The 18,943-nt window shown below is 40.4% G+C and carries 17 protein-coding genes and 1 pseudogene; 9 read left to right on the top strand and 9 right to left on the bottom strand.

Annotation, left to right across the window (positions count from 1 at the left end):
• Positions 1–77: 77 nt before the first annotated feature.
• Positions 78–572, top strand: a complete 495-nt coding sequence (locus tag AC4CU3_RS00445; protein WP_004696989.1) for an Lrp/AsnC ligand binding domain-containing protein — start codon at positions 78–80, stop codon at positions 570–572.
• 62 nt (positions 573–634) lie between these two features.
• On the opposite strand, the gene putP is transcribed toward AC4CU3_RS00445, so the two are convergent.
• Positions 635–2,158: a sodium/proline symporter PutP gene (putP, locus tag AC4CU3_RS00440; RefSeq protein WP_490737895.1), complete on the bottom strand. Its 1,524-nt coding sequence runs from the start codon at positions 2,156–2,158 to the stop codon at positions 635–637.
• A gap of 816 nt (positions 2,159–2,974) precedes the next feature.
• Between putP and aspA the strand changes: the two are divergent.
• The 5 genes and pseudogenes from aspA to AC4CU3_RS00415 all read left to right on the top strand — a co-directional run.
• A pseudogene (gene aspA / locus AC4CU3_RS00435) lies at positions 2,975–3,179 on the top strand (aspartate ammonia-lyase); the annotation flags it as partial.
• A gap of 212 nt (positions 3,180–3,391) precedes the next feature.
• Complete coding sequence (locus AC4CU3_RS00430) at positions 3,392–3,757, top strand: hypothetical protein (protein ID WP_078426553.1); 366 nt, start codon at positions 3,392–3,394, stop codon at positions 3,755–3,757.
• A gap of 140 nt (positions 3,758–3,897) precedes the next feature.
• Positions 3,898–7,356: a transcription-repair coupling factor gene (gene mfd, locus AC4CU3_RS00425; protein ID WP_490738452.1), complete on the top strand. Its 3,459-nt coding sequence runs from the start codon at positions 3,898–3,900 to the stop codon at positions 7,354–7,356.
• Between the two features lie 231 nt (positions 7,357–7,587).
• Positions 7,588–8,022: an HIT domain-containing protein gene (locus tag AC4CU3_RS00420; protein ID WP_004696995.1), complete on the top strand. Its 435-nt coding sequence runs from the start codon at positions 7,588–7,590 to the stop codon at positions 8,020–8,022.
• Between the two features lie 58 nt (positions 8,023–8,080).
• A complete protein-coding gene (locus AC4CU3_RS00415) occupies positions 8,081–9,544 on the top strand; it encodes an adenylate/guanylate cyclase domain-containing protein (protein WP_234304991.1) in 1,464 nt (487 codons plus the stop codon).
• A gap of 76 nt (positions 9,545–9,620) precedes the next feature.
• Here AC4CU3_RS00415 and fdx read toward each other — a convergent pair whose 3' ends face one another.
• The 8 genes from fdx to AC4CU3_RS00375 all read right to left on the bottom strand — a co-directional run bounded on the left by fdx (position 9,621) and on the right by AC4CU3_RS00375 (position 15,809).
• The gene (gene fdx, locus AC4CU3_RS00410; RefSeq protein ID WP_086209211.1) at positions 9,621–9,959 is read right to left on the bottom strand and encodes an ISC system 2Fe-2S type ferredoxin; all 339 of its coding nucleotides are present in this window, start codon (positions 9,957–9,959) and stop codon (positions 9,621–9,623) included.
• Positions 9,960–9,975: 16 nt separating this feature from the next.
• Positions 9,976–11,835, bottom strand: a complete 1,860-nt coding sequence (hscA, locus tag AC4CU3_RS00405; RefSeq protein ID WP_490737894.1) for a Fe-S protein assembly chaperone HscA — start codon at positions 11,833–11,835, stop codon at positions 9,976–9,978.
• A gap of 37 nt (positions 11,836–11,872) precedes the next feature.
• Complete coding sequence (gene hscB, locus AC4CU3_RS00400; protein WP_004697004.1) at positions 11,873–12,388, bottom strand: Fe-S protein assembly co-chaperone HscB; 516 nt, start codon at positions 12,386–12,388, stop codon at positions 11,873–11,875.
• A 119-nt stretch (positions 12,389–12,507) separates the two neighbouring features.
• On the bottom strand, positions 12,508–12,828 hold the full coding sequence (iscA, locus tag AC4CU3_RS00395) for an iron-sulfur cluster assembly protein IscA (protein ID WP_004697006.1): 321 nt from the start codon (positions 12,826–12,828) through the stop codon (positions 12,508–12,510).
• 36 nt (positions 12,829–12,864) lie between these two features.
• The gene (gene iscU, locus AC4CU3_RS00390) at positions 12,865–13,251 is read right to left on the bottom strand and encodes a Fe-S cluster assembly scaffold IscU (RefSeq protein WP_004697007.1); all 387 of its coding nucleotides are present in this window, start codon (positions 13,249–13,251) and stop codon (positions 12,865–12,867) included.
• Between the two features lie 104 nt (positions 13,252–13,355).
• Entirely contained in the window at positions 13,356–14,573 is a 1,218-nt protein-coding gene (locus tag AC4CU3_RS00385; RefSeq protein ID WP_087013624.1) for an IscS subfamily cysteine desulfurase, read from the bottom strand.
• A 1-nt stretch (position 14,574) separates the two neighbouring features.
• Positions 14,575–15,048: an Rrf2 family transcriptional regulator gene (locus AC4CU3_RS00380; RefSeq protein WP_004697011.1), complete on the bottom strand. Its 474-nt coding sequence runs from the start codon at positions 15,046–15,048 to the stop codon at positions 14,575–14,577.
• A 113-nt stretch (positions 15,049–15,161) separates the two neighbouring features.
• Positions 15,162–15,809, bottom strand: coding sequence for a hypothetical protein (locus AC4CU3_RS00375; protein ID WP_005401216.1), 648 nt, complete (start codon positions 15,807–15,809; stop codon positions 15,162–15,164).
• A 193-nt stretch (positions 15,810–16,002) separates the two neighbouring features.
• Here AC4CU3_RS00375 and AC4CU3_RS00370 point away from each other — a divergent pair, with 193 nt between their 5' ends.
• From AC4CU3_RS00370 to AC4CU3_RS00360, 3 genes are all read left to right on the top strand, one after another.
• Entirely contained in the window at positions 16,003–16,470 is a 468-nt protein-coding gene (locus tag AC4CU3_RS00370; RefSeq protein ID WP_004984677.1) for a phasin family protein, read from the top strand.
• 168 nt (positions 16,471–16,638) lie between these two features.
• Entirely contained in the window at positions 16,639–16,911 is a 273-nt protein-coding gene (locus AC4CU3_RS00365; protein WP_004697018.1) for an HU family DNA-binding protein, read from the top strand.
• Positions 16,912–17,042: 131 nt separating this feature from the next.
• Positions 17,043–18,908 (top strand): SurA N-terminal domain-containing protein, encoded by a 1,866-nt coding sequence (locus AC4CU3_RS00360; protein ID WP_490737893.1) that lies wholly within the window; start codon positions 17,043–17,045, stop codon positions 18,906–18,908.
• The last annotated feature ends 35 nt before the right edge of the window (positions 18,909–18,943 follow it).

Genomic DNA, 18,943 nt, shown 5'->3' with positions numbered 1-18,943 from the left:
TAGTAATTAATTTATGATTACAGAAAGAATGCCGAATAACTCACTATAATTTGTATGCTATTTAGAGATTAATTCAGATGACGAGCCCAATTTTTAGCTTGGACCGAACAGATATCAAAATATTGGATATTCTTCAAAGAGATGGAAAAATATCGAATATTAAACTTGCCGAAGAGGTGAACTTATCAGCGACGGCTGCTTTGGCTCGAGTACAGAAATTAACCAAGGAGGGTTTTATTCTGAGTTATGAAGCACGCTTAAATCCAAACATGCTTAATGCCAGTTTTGTGGTTTTTGTGGAGATCCTTTTGGATAAAACCACGCCACATGTCTTGGAAGATTTTCGCCATGCCGTGCTACAGCATGATGAAATTGTGGAATGTCATATGACCAGTGGGGGCTTTGATTTTGTGGTGAAGATTCGCTGTGCCAGTATGGATGAGTTCCGAAAAATCTCAGGTCAAGTCTTGTGGCAACTGCCGGGTGTTAAAGAAACGCGCAGTTATCCAGTGATGGAAGTCATCAAAGAAAGCTCACGTATTCAACTTAAGTACAAACCGTTGTCGAAATAATTGAGTGCATGAGATGCAAAAAAAGGGGCTTAAAAGCCCCTTTTTTTGGTCTACACGTTCGATTAACGTTGTGTAGATTCTTCTTTCATTTCAGCCATCGCTTGTTTGTACATACTGTCTGCTTGTTCAAAGCGTTGTACTACTTCAGCTTCAGGGGCTTTACCCATTAAGCTTACCACTACAATGCTGATCCAAGAGAAGATGAAACCTGGAATAATTTCATATAGACCTAAGTGTCCTAATGCATTTTTCCACACAATCACGGTTACTGCACCAACAATAATACCTGCAATAGCACCATTCAAGGTCATGCGCTTCCAGAACAAAGACAAGATAATCAGTGGACCAAATGCCGCACCAAAACCTGCCCATGCATAAGCGACAAGGCCTAGAACTTTACTGTCAGGGTTGCTTGCTAAACAAATTGCAAGAACAGCAACAGCAATAACCATGAAGCGACCCACCCAAACCAATTCTTTTTGAGAAGCGGTTTTATGGATGAAGGCTTTGTACATGTCTTCTGTCAATGTTGTAGAACAAACCAGTAACTGACAGCTTAATGTACTCATCACCGCAGCTAAAATTGCAGCTAAAATGATACCCGCAATCCAAGGGTTGAATAAGAGTTTAGTCAGTTCCATGAACACAGTTTCAGGGTTTTGAGAAACCACAGCCGCCAGTTCTGGGTGTTGTTGGAAGTACGCGATGGCAATAAAACCAGCACCTACCGCACCACCTAGACATAAAATCATCCATGTCATACCAATGCGACGCGCAGCAGGAATCGTTTTCACAGAATCCGCAGCCATGAAGCGCACTAAAATGTGTGGCTGACCAAAATAGCCTAAGCCCCATGCCAATGATGACAGGATGGCAACAGTGCTGAGTTCAGAAACAATATGCATCGCTTGTGGGCGAGCCGTTTCAAGTAAGACTGTGAACTGTGCAGCATTACCATCAATCGCAAGGTAAGTCATGATTGGGGTAAGTAGCAGAGCAAAAATCATTAGACCTGCTTGGAAGGTGTCTGTCCAGCTAATTGCAAGGAAGCCGCCGATACACACATAACTGATGGTTGCAATTGCGCTAATCCACAGTGCAGTGGTGTAGTTCCAACCAAAGATACTTTCAAATAGGCGCGCGCCTGCGACCATGCCTGAAGCACAGTAAATCGCGAAGAATACTAAAATAACGACAGCTGAGATCATACGTAAGATACGTTTGTGATCTGCGAAACGACCTGTGAAATAATCAGGTAGGGTGAGGGCATTGTTTTGGACTTCAGTATGCACACGTAAACGTCCTGCAACCAATAGCCAGTTGAGCCATGCACCAATGATTAGGCCTACGGCAATCCACGCTTCAGACAAACCAGACAAATAAATTGCACCCGGTAAGCCCATCAGTAACCAGCCACTCATGTCTGATGCACCTGCAGAAAGCGCAGTAACTACACTTCCTAAGCTACGACCACCTAAGATGTAATCATCAAAGTTGTTTGTGGACTTGTATGCATACAAACCGATGCCAACCATGGCAATGATATAAACTAAAAATGTGACGAGGGTGGGGTTAATTTGACTCATAGGCATTCCTTGGCAAAATCCGACTTGGGAGATTTTTTAATCGCTTTGTTTGAGACGGCGATTCAAGCATAAAAATAAAATTACACTCTGTAACAGTTGTGATGTGTTTTTGTATATTTTGTGTAATTATTAATTGTTTTTTAAAATTAAACAATAAGTTGTTGAAAATATGTTATTTATTGGTCAATTATTATTCTTTTCTATAGGGTAAATGAGATTCTAAGCTTTTATTTCGTAAAATCAGCAAGCTAGTTATAATTTATGATTTTTTATTGCTTACGAAAAATTACATTACCTGCAGAGTAGGCACATTTCCATATAAAATGTTTCATTTATGAAATGTATTTACAGTCATGAAATAGGTGAAAAAGACGAATATTTCACCATTAACCTAATTCTGTTAGGGCGTTTTTGCTTTGAGAGCATTGGAAAACTTTCAAATTTCTAATTAGAAAATAGGAATTCAATGGCATTTTCTGCTTGCTTTGGCACAAGTGAAAATAGAGTCGGTATAAATTAACTGCACATTTGGCAAAATCTCTCCTGAAATTGTGCAGACCATTGCGGTGGTATGTGATCAATTGAGCCAACCATCTGAAAGTTGGTTACACGCTTTTCCCTTGCATCTAACCATAGATGCCTATAAAGGTGGAGTGGGCACTTCAATTAAATGGATAGCAACGAAGTGCTGGCCAATCTTGCATTAAAGCATGTATTCCTTTCTTAAGGTAAATACGAGGTTATTCAACCAAATGACCTTGTCAATCAATCTCAATCGACCAATGATGTCTATCCAACGGCGCTGCGTTTTAGTCACTTATTAATGGTATTGCAGCCTTAAATACCAAATGTATTCAAGCTAATCAAAACGTTTGCTTTGATGCAGTCATGCGTAGTGCTGGTATGGTGACTTTGTTTGATCCAATTTTAGGTCATGCGAAATGTGATGAAATGGGTAAACAATGCATTGCGGAAAAACAAAACAATTCAGCAAGTGGTATTGGATAAAGGGTTGTTGACTTAATAACCCTTAGATCACATTTTCTCATTTGAAACTTGGCTGCTGAGGTGACGCCTAAGGTTGTATCTTTAGCATAATTTAGCTAGAACATTTATAACTATATATAGGTATAAAAGTAGTCAATGCGCTGCTTTTATACTTTTTAGCCGATACAAACTAACAAAAGGTAGCAGTTAGAACTACAATAAGCTTGAGTGAAAAACCATGATTAGATGTCTATGCTGAGTAAATTAAGCCAATTATTTAAATTAAAGAAAGATGCGCCAGAACAACTTTTTTTGCAGCAGCATCAGATTGAATATGATGATGAAAAAGGCTTTATCATTGAAGGTATTGTGCTAAATGCCATACATGCTGAACGTTTGGTCTATTTTTCAAATCGTAGAATTAGTGAGTTTGATGATCTTAATGCACTTTTTTATAGTGCTATGCTAATCAATGAGAAAATCGACTTAGAAATTGCCAATGAACGATTTGTCGCACGTTTAGGTAATAATCTAGAAAACTTAACTGAGCTAAAGCAAATGATTAAGCTACTTAATGACTATTACTACCAGTTTATACGTGACAAAAAATAAGTCTTTTGAAAGCCATAAATTTGAGTTGTAAAAAGGACTTAGCGCTAGATTGATGTTGTTCTTGTCGTGAAAAATAACATGCAGCGAGAGGACATCATGCTAGTATATGACGCATGTTTTTAAACGCTAAAGCCATGTCCATGTTCCAAGAAGAAATCTCCCAACTGAATGTGCAACAACTAAAAGCAGGCGAAAAACGTTGGCTGGGAAATTTGCTCGGCTCTTCAGCTGCATTATTCATTCATACGTTAAGTTCACAAAATAAAAAGCTCTTTGTGGTTGTGGCAAAAAATAATCAACACTTAGCACAACTCGAAAGTGAATTTGAATTTTACGGTATTCGACCGACCATTTTCCCAGACTGGGAAATTCTGCCTTATGATCGTTTATCTCCTCATCAGGATATTGTGTCTGAGCGTCTCGCAATTTTATCCAATATGCCGCAAACAGGCGTCTTACTGATTTCTGCTTCGACCTTGGCGCAGCGTGTAGCGCCGACTTCGTGGGTGTTGGGAGAACACTTTGATATTCACGTTGGTCAAAAGTTTGAATTGGAACAGCAAAAGAAGCGTTTGATTCAAGCAGGCTATCATTTGGTCGACACAGTATATGACCATGGTGAATTTGCGGTTCGGGGTAGCATTATGGATATATATGCCTCAGGTCAAGCTGCACCAATTCGCATAGATTTGTTTGATGATGAAATTGAAACCCTCAAATTTTTTGATCCTGAAACACAGCGCACTACGCAAAACTTAAAACAGTTTTCCGTATTACCAGCTAAAGAGTTTCCGCTGAAAGAGGCACGCAGCATATTTCGTGATCGCTATGCAGAAATGTTTCCGACGGCAAATCCAAAGAAAAATCCAATTTATCAGGATGTGTTAGAAGGGATTGCATCACCAGGAATTGAGTTCTATTTCCCGCTCTTTTTCAGTGCAGCGCAGATGGAAACCCAAAGTACACTGCTTTCGTATTTACCAAGTCACTCCATTGTCATTACAGATAAACAAGTTGATGATGGTTTAGATAGTTTTTGGAAAGAAATCGATCGACGTTATGAAGACCGTCGCCATAATGTTGATCAGCCAATTTTAGCCCCTAACCATCTTTTTATTTCGACCAATCAAGTTTTAGAACAGCTCAATACCTTTCCCCGCATTATTGCTTCAGTCGAGGCTTTTGATCTAAAAGCGGGTGTGACCAATTTAAACACTGAACTTCCACCACGTTTAGCGGTCGATCCTAAAAATGAAAAGCCTTTTCATGCGGTTAAACAGTATATTGATGCTGCTAACCATCCGGTATTACTGGTTGCTGAAAGCGCGGGGCGTCGTGAAACTTTAAAAGATGCATTGCGTGCCACATTGGGAGAGATTCCTAATGTTGAGAATTTTGCTGAATTTCAAAAATCCTTGCATGCCATTGCAATTACCAGTGCACCATTAGAGCGTGGCTTGGTATTAAAAGACAGCATTAGCATCATTTCTGAAAATCAGTTGTATGAGCATCGGGTTGTACAACGTCGTCGTAAACGCCAGCAAGAGGTTTCGGAAGAGTTTCTCATTCGAAGTTTGACTGAACTGAGTATGGGTGCGCCGGTGGTGCATATCGACTATGGTGTGGGACGTTATGCGGGCTTAGTCACTTTAAGTATTGATGATCAAGACTATGAGTTCTTGCAGCTCGATTATGCCGATGCGGCCAAAGTCTATGTTCCTGTCACCAATTTACATTTGATTAGCCGTTATAGTGGCGGTGACCCAGACTTGGCACCCTTGCATAAGTTGGGTACTGATGCTTGGAGTAAAGCAAAACGTAAAGCATTAGAGCAAATCCATGATGTAGCAGCGGAGTTATTGCATATCCAAGCCCGTCGTCAAGCCAAACCAGGTTTTGGTTTTGAGTTGGATCAAGGTCAATATATGCAGTTTGCCAGTGGCTTTGCCTATGAAGAAACACTCGATCAAGCCAATGCCATTGAAGCGACTTTGTATGATATGCAATTGGCTAAACCGATGGATCGCTTGGTCTGTGGCGATGTGGGCTTTGGTAAAACCGAAGTTGCGATGCGCGCAGCATTTTTAGCGGTACAGAATAATAAACAAGTGGCCGTTTTGGTGCCGACGACGTTGCTGGCCCAACAGCATTATGAGTCGTTTAAAGACCGTTTTGCAGACTGGCCTATTCGTATCGAAGTTTTATCACGTTTTGGCAGCAGTAAATCACATACCAAAACGATTGAAGAGTTAGCTGAGGGTAAAGTCGACATCGTGATTGGTACGCATAAAATTCTACAAGAAAGTGTCCAGTTTAAAAACTTAGGCTTGATGATTGTGGATGAGGAGCACCGCTTTGGTGTACGCGATAAAGAGCGGATTAAAGCGATGCGTGCAGATGTGGACATGTTGACTCTGACCGCAACTCCAATTCCACGAACTTTAAACATGGCCTTTAGTGGTATGCGCGATCTATCCATTATTGCCACACCACCTGCACGACGTTTAGCGGTAAAAACTTTTGTGCAAGAACATACGGGTGATTCAGTTAAAGAAGCCATATTGCGTGAGTTACTGCGTGGTGGACAAGTTTATTTCCTGCATAATGAAGTAGAAACCATTGAGCGTGCAGCGGAGAGTCTTCGAGAGCTGGTCCCTGAGGCACGTGTAGCTGTTGCACATGGTCAAATGCGTGAACGCGAGTTAGAACAAGTGATGCAACAGTTCTACCATAAAGAATATAACGTGCTGGTCTGCTCAACCATTATTGAAACAGGGATTGACGTTCCGAATGCCAATACCATTCTAATTGAACGGGCAGATAAGCTGGGTTTAGCGCAGTTGCATCAACTGCGTGGGCGTGTAGGGCGCTCGCATCACCAAGCCTATGCCTATCTGTTGGTGCCATCCATCAAAGGGTTGAAAGGCGATGCTGAAAAACGTCTGGATGCGATTCAGCGGGCATCGACATTAGGTGCGGGCTTTATGTTAGCTACGGAGGACTTGGAAATTCGCGGAGCGGGTGAGCTACTCGGCGAGCAACAAAGTGGATCCATGCAAGCCATTGGCTATAGTTTGTATATGGAGATGCTTGAAAAGGCGACCAAAGCCATTCAAAAAGGCAAAACCCCGAACTTCGATGCGCCACTCTCACTGACCGCAGAAATCAATTTACATATGCCGGCTTTGATTCCAGATGAATATCTGGGAGATGTCCATCAGCGTTTATTGTTTTATAAGCGCATTAGTAATACGGACAGTCAGGAAAAACTTGATAACATTCGTATGGAGTTGATTGACCGTTTTGGGATACCACCACAACCTGTGAAACAGCTTTTTGCTGTGCATCAGATGCGTTTGAAAGCAGAAATATTGGGTATTACCAAAATCGATATCGCTGCCAATGGTGGTACGATTGAATTTTCACCAGATACTCCTGTTCAGGCAATTAGTATTATTCAGATGATGCAAAAACACCCGACCTTTTTTAGGATGGAAGGTGGTCAGCGCTTAAAGGTCATGGTCATACTAGAGGAATATGAAAAACGGATTCAATTTATCAATGACTTATTGGAAAGTTTGTTGAAAGAGTTGCATTAAAATTTAGTTTTAATTTGCTGTGATTTCATACAGATATCTGGTCTTTCTTGCGCACTTGCGCTATAAAAAGAAAGACTTGATTTTTTGATGAAATTTATTAAAGTAATAAATGTGATGTGGTTCAAAGTAAAACGTAGTTTATTTGTGTTGAAACACATTGCTTACAATATTCACCTCTGATTGGATGTGATAGTATTAGCCATTATTCTAATTTGCATCATTTATAAAGATATGTTTAGTTTGCATCCACAACTTGCTCAAGATACGTTTTTTGTAGGCGACTTTCCACTTTCAACATGTCGCTTAATGAATGATATGCAATTCCCGTGGCTAATTTTAATTCCACGCGTGCCAGGCATCACTGAGTTATATGAGCTCAGTCAAGCCGACCAAGAACAGTTTTTACGTGAGTCAAGCTGGTTATCAAGCCAATTGGCTCGTGTATTCCGTGCTGACAAAATGAATGTTGCTGCTTTAGGTAATATGGTTCCGCAGCTCCATTTTCACCATGTTGTACGTTATCAAAACGATGTCGCATGGCCAAAACCAGTTTGGGGTACTCCCGCTGTTCCTTATAGCAATGAAGTGCTTGCGCATATGCGTCAAACTTTAATGCTTGCACTACGTGGCCAAGGTGATATGCCATTCGATTGGCGTATGGACTAATACACGTGAGAAATCAAATCAGGGATGATTTGATCGTGTGCATAATGGGGAACGAGCAGTGCCATTAGATCATTGGTTATCTAAAGAGCCTAAACAATTTGTGTATTTCCATCGTGCGATGGGATATGGCATGCTGTCTTTAATAACCATCGTCTATCATTATACGATGGCAGATACCAAATATCAGATTTACGTGCCGCTGCTGTTGCTCATTGTGTTATTGATCACACCGCCATTTTCTAGGTGGTTAGGTTATCGCTTCAATAATACGATGCAACGCGGTGTGATGTTTGTTATAGATATTGTCATTACAGCGATCATTTTAGCCGCTGTACATCTCAGTATCGTACTCACATTTTTAACCATTTTTGCTATGCTTTATACGGCTATTAGCAATAAAATTTCTTTTTTGATGGTGTCTTTGGCCAGCCTGATTGGGGTGGTTGTCTTTTATATCTCTATTATCTTTGTCTTTGGTTTTGGTGAGTATTTCGAGGCTACTAGTACCGAACTGATCGTATTGGGCTTTTTGTGCCTCACCACTTATTTTGGCGTGGGTAGCTATTATCAGCGCAACCAAATGCAAGACATATACCGCCGCAAAAATCACTATTTTGATCAGATGAACCGTTATATGGAGTTTGCCAATCAACTGAGTCGCTATGCACCAGTTCAGTTGTGGCAATCGATTATGAAGGGTGAGTCTGAAGCGAAAATTGAATACAAGCGTAAGAAACTGACAGTTTTCTTTTCAGATATTCAGGGCTTTACAGAGCTTTCTGAAAGCTTAATTCCGGATGATTTAGCATTCCTACTCAATGATTATTTAAAACACATGACCGAGATTGCGAAGCAATATGAAGGTACTGTGGATAAATTCATGGGGGATGCAATTTTAGTGTTCTTTGGTGACCCTAATTCTGAAGGTGTAGAGCGTGATGCTCAAAACTGTTTGGAAATGGCTATGGCGATGCGTCAGCAAATGAAAATTCTGCGCGAGCGTTGGGTGAAAATGGGGTATCCGCCATTGCATATTCGTATGGGGATTTCTACAGGGTATTGCCACGTAGGGAACTATGGTGCATCGCACCGTATGGCTTATACCATTGTTGGTCGTGATGCAAACCTTGCTGCACGTTTACAAAGTGCAGCACAAGTGGATGAAATCTTAATTTCGGACGATACACATAATTTAGTAAAAAATGATTATCTTTGTGCACCGAAAGCGCCAATTTTCCTTAAGGGAATTAAAGGTGCTGTAAAGACGTGGCAAGTCGTTGAAAAATATACTTCGCAAAAATCAGATTATCAACGCTGGTTTGATTATGAATATAAAGGATTTCATTTACTGCTGAACTTAGATGAAGTACAGAATTTTGAATATCCGCAGCTAATTCAAGTCTTAGAAAAAATGATTCAACGCATTCAAACCCAACAGAAGATGACCAACTCGCAAGGTATCGTCAAACTCAATCTTGAAGATGAAGTAATAGAGCCTGTTCAGAAAAATGAGTATCATTAATTTAATGGTATGAGATATAAAAATGAGAGGCGTAAAAAAAGCCACTACAATGAGTGGCTTTTTTACACTTTGAAAATTAGTGATTTTCAGACGCGTGGTTAATCGTGTATTTGGGAATTTCAACTTCCAAGTCTTCATCCACTAATTTCACTTGGCAAGACAAGCGAGAGTCAGGTTCTAAGCCCCAAGCACGATCTAGAAGGTCGGCTTCAATATCATTCATTTCTTCTAAGCTGTCGAAGCCTTTACGTACCACAACGTGGCAGGTTGTACATGCAGCGGACATATCGCACGCATGTTCAATCTTGATTCCATTTTTCAGTAAGCTTTCACATAGATTCGCATTCTGTTCAACTTCAAACTCAGCACCTTCTGGGCAGATTTGCGCATGTGGGAGAACTTTAATACGTGGCATAGTCTTTACCTATAAATTAGTTTGAGTTTGACCAGTCGTCGAGTTTTGTGCCTTTCAGCGCTGCATCGATATGCTGATTCATACGTGCTGCTGCAAAAGCATCACTGTGTATTTTAAGCTGTTCAACAGCAGATTCAATTGCTTTGATTTCTGTTGTTTCAAGTGTTGCTTCTAATGAAGTTTTGGCCGCATTTAATGCAACTTGTTGTTCATTCGTGAGCAGGTGAGCATCTGCTTTTAGGGCTTGCTCTAAAGCTTCGAGTTCGCGTTTTGCTTCAACTTTGGTTTCTTGTAAGTGACGAAGATTTTTATCTTCTTCAGCAAACTTGTAACCATCGAGCAGTAAGCGTTCCATGTCGCTATCAGCCAAACCATATGATGGTTTGATGTCAATTTGTGCATGTACGCCAGAGGTTGTTTCTTTAGCTGAAACCGTCAGTAGGCCATCGGCATCCACTTGGAAGGTCACTTCAATACGAGCTTGGCCCGCAGTCATTGGTGGAATACCGCGAAGGACAAAACGACCTAAGCTACGGCAATGCTCAACCAAATCGCGCTCACCTTGAACCACATGAATCAACATCGCTGTTTGGCCATCTTGGTAGGTGGTGAACTCTTGGCGACGTGCGACTGGAATTGCGGTATTACGTGAAATAAGACGCTCAACCAAGCCGCCCATGGTTTCTAGACCGAGAGAAAGCGGAGTTACATCAAGCAGTAATGCGCCATCAGCTGTGTTTCCAATCAGCTGATTGGCTGTAATCGATGCACCAATAGCAACAACTTCGTCTGGGTTGATGGTACACAATGGCTCTTGAGCAAATACATCACGTACAGCGTTTTGTACAGCATAAGAGCGAGTTGAGCCACCGACCAAAACCACATTCTGAATGTCACTGAGTTCAAGCTTCGCATCACGGAGGACGCGTTTGCAGACACTAATTGTTTTATCTAAAGCAACTTTGATAATGCTTTCAAATGTCGTGCGATCAAGAGTCAAACTGTGCTCTAGGACTTGTAAATGAGCGCTTTCTGCATCGGTTAAAGCTTCTTTGGCTTTACGTGCAGCAACTAAAACGTGTGCATATTCAGTGTCATCGAATTGGTCGATATTGAGTTCTTTTTTCGCCCATTTTACGATTAAACGGTCAAGATCATCACCACCTAATGCGGTATGGCCACCCGTTGCTAACACTTCAAACACGCCTTGTGAAAAGCGTAAAATTGAAACGTCAAAGGTACCGCCACCCAAGTCATAAATCACATAGTTGTGATCATGCGCAAGATTGGTTTCTTGGTCGAGACCATAGGCAACTGCAGCAGCAGTAGGCTCATTTAAAAGACGTAATACGTTTAAACCCGCAAGTTGTGCAGCATCACGTGTCGCTTGACGCTGAGCTTCATCGAAGTATGCAGGAACGGTAATCACTGCACCATTGACTTCATTTTTTAAGCTCGCTTCAGCACGATCTTTCAGTTGCTTTAAAATTTCAGCGGACACTTCGACAGGGGTTTTGCGACCCTGAGCGGTTTCAAAAGCTGGCATTTGATTATCTTCCCCCACTAAAGTGTAGGGGTGTTGAAACTTAATGTCAGTTTTAGAGCGTCCCATAAAGCGTTTGACTGAAACGATGGTGTTTTTAGGATCAGCAGTCAAAAATGGTTTTGCTTCGTCGCCATATTGGGTTTGGCTTACACCATAATGCGCGATCGATGGGAGTAAGACACGACCTTGTTCATCATGCAAAACTTTTGCTTTGCCTGAAAGTACAGTTGCAACTAGAGAGTGAGTTGTACCTAAGTCGATACCAATGGCAATACGGTGTTCATGTGGCGCACTTGATTGTCCAGGTTCTGCAATTTGCAAGAGAGCCATGTGTTACATCCTTTGAGCGTCAAAAATTAAAAATAAGTTAAAATTCATCATCTAAATCAAAGCTATCGTCATCTTCAAAACGATCTTCAGCTTTATCTATGTCATGCATGACTTTTACAAAGAAGCGAAGTTTGCGGACATCATCACGTGCCTCAGCCCAATCTTCCTCTTCAAAATCAATTTTGAATTCGCGGACTAAACCATCAATCCATTGTTGAACGTCTAATTTGAGTGATTGTAATTCATCTGCTGAACGAGCTTCATCAAGTTGTTCACGGATTTCTAGGGCAGACTGGAGAAATTCAAAATCATTGATGGATTGATCAAGATGATAATCTTGTTTTTTTAATCCTAATAAATATCCTGCACGGCTATCGACCTGAGATAAAACTTTGAATGCTTGATTGATCTCACTTGATTTTATGAGGGCTTGATCTTTATCGAGAGCTTTATCTGGGTGATATTGTTGCTGCAACTTTAAAAATTCTGATTTTAAGGTTGCTAAATCAATATCGAGTGCTACTGGGAGGTTAAACAACTCAAAATGATTCATAGGAGAGGGATTCCGCGCTAAATTGGGGGTCATTGCGAAAGCAAAAACACTCTATGTAAATACAATTAAAACAGTGTGATACACACTGTTTTAATGTTGAAAAGCAAGTTAATGAACTGTTATACGGTGAAAGATTCACCACAGCCACATTCGCCTTTTTTGTTTGGGTTGTTAAACTCAAAGCCTTCGTTTAAACCATTTTTTACGTAGTCCATCTCCATACCATCGAGATAAACCAAGCTTTTTGGGTCTACAAATACTTTCACCCCAAACTGCTCAAAGGTGGTGTCATGTGCATCAATTGAATCGACAAATTCAAGCACATAAGCCAAACCAGAACAGCCTGAAGTTTTCACGCCAACGCGAATACCTTCACCCTTACCGCGATTTTTTAAATAATTGCTGATATGAGTTGCAGCATTTTCAGTTAAGTTGATCATGAAAACTCCCTAATCTTTCTTTAAAATGCGAAGCAATTAAGCTTTAGATTTTTTGCTGCGGTAGTCTTCAACAGCAGCTTTAATAGCATCTTCAGCCAGTACAGAACAGTGTACTTTTACTGGAGGAAGAGCAAGTTCAGTTGCGATATCAATGTTTTTGATCGCTTGAGCTTGATCTAAAGTTTTGCCTTTTAGCCATTCAGTCACTAAAGAGCTTGATGCAATAGCAGAGCCACAACCATAAGTTTTGAAACGTGCTTCTTCAATCACACCGTTGTCATCTACTTGAATCTGTAAACGCATAACGTCGCCACATGCAGGTGCTCCGACCATACCTGTACCTACGTTTTCAGCATTTTTGTCTAATACACCTACATTACGAGGGTTTTCGTAATGGTCAATTACTTTTTCGCTATAAGCCATGATGCGTCTCCAAACCTCGGGGTCAGCGTTAATATTAAATATGGGGTCAAAACTTGATTTTTCAATGAAGCCATCCAGTATGTGAATGACTTCAATGGTAAAAATTAGTGTTCAGCCCACTCAACTGTAGAAAGGTCGATACCGTCTTTGTACATGTCCCAAAGTGGAGAAAGTTCACGAAGTTTCTCGACCGCAGTACGCGTCACTGTAAGTACATGGTCAATGTCTGCTTCAGTGGTGTATTTACCAAAACTGAAACGAATTGAACTGTGCGCAAGTTCGTCAGACAAACCTAGTGCACGTAATACATAAGAAGGTTCTAATGTTGCTGAAGTACAAGCTGAACCCGAAGATACAGCAGCGTCTTTCAGCGACATCATTAACGATTCACCTTCAACAAAGTTGAAACTTACGTTTAAGTAGTTCGCAACGTTTTGTGTTGGGTGGCCGTTTAAGAAAATTTGTTCTAAGTCTTGTAAGCCATTCCAAAGCTTGTCACGAAGTACGCGAATGCGTGCTTGTTCAGAAGCTAAGTTTTTACCTGCAAGTTCAAATGCTTCACCCATACCAACGATTTGGTGTGTTGCAAGTGTACCAGAACGCATACCGCGTTCATGACCGCCACCATGCATTTGCGCTTTTAAACGAACACGTGGAGTACGACGTACATAGAGTGCGCCAATACCTTTAGGGCCATAAATTTTATGAGCAGAGAAGCTCATAAGGTCAACTTTCATAGTTGAAAGGTCAATTTCAACTTTACCTGCAGCTTGCGCCGCATCGACATGGAAGAAGATCTTGTGTGCACGAGTAATTTCACCAATTGCCGCAACATCAGTCACAGAACCAATTTCGTTGTTTACCATCATAAGTGAAACAAGAATAGTGTCTGGACGAATAGCTGCTTCAACCATTTCAGGGGTAATTAAACCCGTGTTTGGAAGTGGCTCAAGGTAAGTGATTTCAAAACCTTCAGACTCAAGCTCACGGCAAGTGTCTAAAATAGCTTTGTGTTCAATTTTACTTGTAATAATGTGCTTGCCTTTAGACGCATAGAATTGTGCTACGCCTTTAAGAGCTAAGTTGTCTGATTCAGTTGCACCTGAAGTCCAAACGATTTCGCGTGGATCTGCTTTGATCAAGTTCGCAACTTGTTCACGTGCATATTCTACTTTTTCTTCTGCCTGCCAACCGTAAGCATGAGAACGAGATGCTGGGTTGCCAAATGTGCCGTCAAATGTCAGACATTCCATCATGCGTTCAGCGACTTGCGGGTCTACAGGAGTTGTTGCTGCATAATCAAGATAAATTGGACGTTTCATGTCAAATACCTGTTACCGATAAAAGGGCTGAATCTGAAGGTGCTGTATTTTGGCGAATGGCAACTTTTTGAACGTTGTCACGTGCTACAAGGTCAGCAAGAGTGATTTTAGCGAGATAGTCGGCAATGTGATGGGAGAGTTCTTGCCATAAATCGTGAGTTAAGCACATTGCGCCATTTTGGCAGTTGCCTTTATGGTCACAGCGAGTGGCATCAACTGTTTCGTTTACAGCTTCAATAACTGCTAATACCGTGATTTCATCAGCGCGACGAGCTAAGTGGTAACCACCGTTGGCACCACGAATACTAGAAACTAAGCCGTGGCGCTTTAATTTCGCAAATAACTGCTCAAGGTAAGCAACAGAGATAGTTTGACGAGCTGCAATTTCTGCAAGCGTGATCGTTTGTTCAGTTGGCTGCAAAGCTAAATCAAGTAGAGCAGTCACTGCGTAGCGTCCGCGAGTTGTTAAGCGCATGATTCGATACACATGATTAGACTAGATGTGCCGATTTTAAGAATCCTGACTAAAATAGTCAAGTTTTTTTAATAGGGATTGTGCGTATTTAATTTGCTTGAAATATTATGTAGTTATGCAAGCCAAATATTATATACCAATAAGCTAATCAAAAGTATAGAAAACACAAAAAATGTGACATTTATACGTTTTTGACGTTGCTCGATACGGCGGATACGATTTTTGTATTGTTTCACTTCAACCTGTAGAGTGTTGATTTTAGAACGTTGTTCTTCAATTTTCTCTAAAAGTGGTGCAATGCGCTTTTTAGATGCAACCACATTTTGCGGATCAGTTGGTTCAGTTAACCAGTTTTTCCAATCGGCAAGAACTTTAGGTGCACTAAAATGTAAAATTAAATCTCGGAACTCATCTTTTAAGGTGATGTCACCATCAATACGCATGGTTTTAATACTACGACGGTTTCCAAAGACGAAAATTTTAATTAAATCCATCAATGTGGTGCGTACATCTAGGTCGACCGGTTTTTCAGGTGCTTTGGCATCAAATAAAACACCTTGAGTGGTAAAGGTGATATAGAAGTCAAAATAAGGCAGGTAGCTATTTATTTTAATCGCAATATTTTGCTCAACAAACTTTTTACAGTGAAGTGCAACCACGCGGTCGTGTTTTAAAATAAGAGAAAAGATCGTCTCAAGAACAATCATCACCATAGTGAGTAGCATATGTGTTTGATTGTATTCTTTTTGAGAATCACTCATAAGTAGTAACCTAAATCCTGACCTGAAATGAGCATCCTGCTCGCAAAAACTTCAGACTTAAAAATAAAAATGTAATAAAGATGCTTTGTAGAACAGTTTTACAAATCGATCAAGTCTAATATTTGCTAGTATAGTGCAATCTATAAGATTTTTTGGATGTTTTTGCACATAAATCATGCAGGAGATGGTGCTAATGGAAAAAGCAGATATAGAGTTAGATGATATTTCGCAAGAAGATGAAACACTAAAAAAAACAAAAACTAAGCATCATTTTCACCGTAAAAATAGTTTGGATTTTAGAAAGTATACCAAGCAAATCTGGTTAGCTGGTTTGGGTGCTTTTTCACGTGCAGAGGAAGAGGGGAATAAATTATTTGACTCCTTGGTCCAAGTCGGCGAAGAGTTAGAATCTAAAACCACTGAGATTGCTGACCAAACGGTTGAAAAGGTATCTGAAAAAGCGCGTGAATCGGTGACGGATACTAAAGACAAGGTTGAGAAGATTGTAGATCGCGGGGTAAATCACTCCTTAAACAGGATTGGATTGGTCACGGTTAAAGACATTCAGTACTTAGAAAACCTGATTCTTCAACTGAATGATAAAATCGATGTTTTGATTGAAGAAAATAAGAAGTTAAACGAAAAAGTGAATAAAAAGTGATCTGGTTGTGCTTTTGTACCTTTTTCAACGTTTTTTTGTGATTTATTTTCCAAAAAAGCATATACAGAGTATTGCGTTTTCACCTAAAGCATTGCTATAAAGGCGTTACGGTAATTTATACTAAATTTTTGGACCTTAAATAAACGATATTAAGAGGACGCGATCCACATGAATAAATCAGAATTAATTGATGCAATTGCAGAGAAAGGGGGATTGTCTAAGACTGATGCTGGTAAGGCCTTAGACGCTACAATTGCTTCAATCACTGAAGCGCTTAAGTCTGGTGATACAGTTACACTTGTTGGTTTTGGTACTTTCAACGTGAAAGAACGTGCTGCACGTACTGGCCGTAACCCACAAACTGGTGCTACTTTAGAAATTAAAGCAAGCAAAGTACCAAGCTTCAAAGCTGGTAAAGGTTTAAAAGATTCTGTTGCTTAATCTTTTAAATAAATACTAAACGCGCCTTTTCGGCGCGTTTTTTATTAAACATTAGAAAATGTGTCGATAACACATTCATTCATTGCTGCTTTTCAGTTAAAATCTCGGGCAAATAAAATATTGGAATACTTATGGAATCTTTTCGTAAAGTTATTAAGGGTTGGTTGGGCAAGGCTTTGCTCATTTTGTTTTTGACCCCTTTAGCACTTGTAGGTATTGAAGGATATTTTAGTAGCGGATCAAAAGACGCTGTGAAATCAGTCAATGGCCAAGATATTTCTGAAAAGGAATTAGAGACCTTAACCGCTTCCTTTAAAGAACAATTCTTAGCTTATGCCAATGGGGATGAAACTTTACTCAACCAAAGCTTTATTAAAGATAAAGCGATGGACCAACTGATTGCTAATACTTTGTTATTGCAACAGGCTGAAAAGCTGGGCATTTCACTCAGTGATACTCAAATTGAACAGATGATTGCTCAACAGCCAAGTTTTCAAGAAAATGGAAAATTTTCAGAAACACGTTATTCAAGCTATTTGCAGTCTGTGGGTATGAGTAGTGATGCGCTCGTTGCAAACTTACGTCAAGACCATGCATTAAAAATGATGCGTTCGACTTTTGTTGATTATGCATTGGTGAGTAAACTAGATATTCAACAAATTGCTAACTTACAAACAGAACAGCGTACTGTGCAGTTTGCCAATGTAAATCTTGATGAATATAAAAAGAACGTCAAGGTTTCAGCACAAGAGATTGAAAACTATTACAAACAACACCCAGCTATGTTTAAACAAGTGGCAAGTGTAGATGTTGACTATGTGTTGTTAACACCAGCCAATGTTCCTGCTGCTGCTTCACCTGTTACAGATGCGGAGTTGCAGCAAGCCTATACACAGTTTGTTGAAGCACAAAAAGATAATGTTGCGCCTTTGGTTAAACATATTCTGATTACGACGGATGCACGGACAGATGCTGAAGCGAAAAAACGTGCAGAAGAGGTTGTGGCAAAAATTAAAGCAGGAACAAGCTTTGCAGCAGCTGCGGCTCAATATTCTGAAGATACTGCATCTAAAGCGAATGGTGGTACTTTAGCAGTTTATAACAAAGGCACTTTTGGTGATGCTTTTGACCAAGCTGTAGCATCGCTTAAATCAGGTCAAGTGTCAGCGCCTATCAAAACTGAATTTGGTTACCATGTCATTGAAACTGATGCGCCAGCTGTGAAGTTGCCATCTTTTGAAAATGAAAAAGCACGTTTGACTGCGGAAGTTCAGAAGAATAAAACAGCCAATGCATTCTCTGATACTGTAAACAGTTTAAATGAACTGGTTGTAGACTCAGATGCTTTAGACGTGGTGTCTCAAGAAGTTAAAGGTGTACAAGTTCAAACTGTAAAAGGCATGACCTTATCTACACAGCATCATGTATTAAGTAATGCTGCGGTAAAAGTGAAACTGTTTAACGATGACGTTAAAAATGGTGATCGTAACGCGACCAGTAGCATTCAACTTCCAAATGGGGATGTGGTTTGGGCAAAAGTACGTGATTATCATGCGGCAGGTGTCCAAACGCTTCAAGAAGCAACACCACGTGTGAAAGCAAAATTGGTTGAACAAAAAGCTTATGATGCTGCTAAAGCCAAAATTGCTCAAAGTTTAAAAGACTTTAAAACTCAACCAGCAGCATCAGTTGTTGCCAAGAGCGGTTTGACCTTTACTGCGCCGCAAGTGTTTATTCGTTCACAAGGCTTACCACGTGCAGTTGAGCGTGCGGCGTTTAGCCAAGCGGCACCAAAAGCGGGACAATGGTCTGTAACAACAGCATTATTGCCAACAGAAATGGTGGTGGTCGCGGTATCAAACGTAAACAAGACGACGTCTAGTGCATTGACGGATGAGCAGTTAGCCGAGCTTTCGAAGCTGTATCAACAACTTCGTGGTCAGCAAGAAGCTGAAGATTATGTACAATACTTAAAAGCACATGCAAAAATTAAATAATCGCATGACATAAAAAAACCTGCATTCGTGCAGGT

This window comes from Acinetobacter sp. 802_lipA (assembly GCF_058242885.1).
Note: the sequence above shows the minus strand (reverse complement) of the source record. Positions and strands in the feature narration are given on the sequence as shown.

Excerpts from the sequence above, each read along its gene's own strand:
- AC4CU3_RS00420 (WP_004696995.1), top strand. The coding sequence starts at position 7,588 with ATGTTTAGTTTGCATCCACAACTTGCTCAAGATACGTTTTTTGTAGGC.
- AC4CU3_RS00380 (WP_004697011.1), bottom strand. The coding sequence starts at position 15,048 with ATGCGCTTAACAACTCGCGGACGCTACGCAGTGACTGCTCTACTTGAT.
- hscB (WP_004697004.1), bottom strand. The coding sequence starts at position 12,388 with ATGAATCATTTTGAGTTGTTTAACCTCCCAGTAGCACTCGATATTGAT.
- mfd (WP_490738452.1), top strand. The coding sequence starts at position 3,898 with ATGTTCCAAGAAGAAATCTCCCAACTGAATGTGCAACAACTAAAAGCA.
- AC4CU3_RS00385 (WP_087013624.1), bottom strand. The coding sequence starts at position 14,573 with ATGAAACGTCCAATTTATCTTGATTATGCAGCAACAACTCCTGTAGAC.
- AC4CU3_RS00360 (WP_490737893.1), top strand. The coding sequence starts at position 17,043 with ATGGAATCTTTTCGTAAAGTTATTAAGGGTTGGTTGGGCAAGGCTTTG.
- hscA (WP_490737894.1), bottom strand. The coding sequence starts at position 11,835 with ATGGCTCTCTTGCAAATTGCAGAACCTGGACAATCAAGTGCGCCACAT.
- iscA (WP_004697006.1), bottom strand. The coding sequence starts at position 12,828 with ATGATCAACTTAACTGAAAATGCTGCAACTCATATCAGCAATTATTTA.
- AC4CU3_RS00430 (WP_078426553.1), top strand. The coding sequence starts at position 3,392 with ATGTCTATGCTGAGTAAATTAAGCCAATTATTTAAATTAAAGAAAGAT.
- AC4CU3_RS00375 (WP_005401216.1), bottom strand. The coding sequence starts at position 15,809 with ATGAGTGATTCTCAAAAAGAATACAATCAAACACATATGCTACTCACT.
- AC4CU3_RS00370 (WP_004984677.1), top strand. The coding sequence starts at position 16,003 with ATGGAAAAAGCAGATATAGAGTTAGATGATATTTCGCAAGAAGATGAA.
- fdx (WP_086209211.1), bottom strand. The coding sequence starts at position 9,959 with ATGCCACGTATTAAAGTTCTCCCACATGCGCAAATCTGCCCAGAAGGT.
- AC4CU3_RS00445 (WP_004696989.1), top strand. The coding sequence starts at position 78 with ATGACGAGCCCAATTTTTAGCTTGGACCGAACAGATATCAAAATATTG.
- putP (WP_490737895.1), bottom strand. The coding sequence starts at position 2,158 with ATGAGTCAAATTAACCCCACCCTCGTCACATTTTTAGTTTATATCATT.
- iscU (WP_004697007.1), bottom strand. The coding sequence starts at position 13,251 with ATGGCTTATAGCGAAAAAGTAATTGACCATTACGAAAACCCTCGTAAT.
- AC4CU3_RS00365 (WP_004697018.1), top strand. The coding sequence starts at position 16,639 with ATGAATAAATCAGAATTAATTGATGCAATTGCAGAGAAAGGGGGATTG.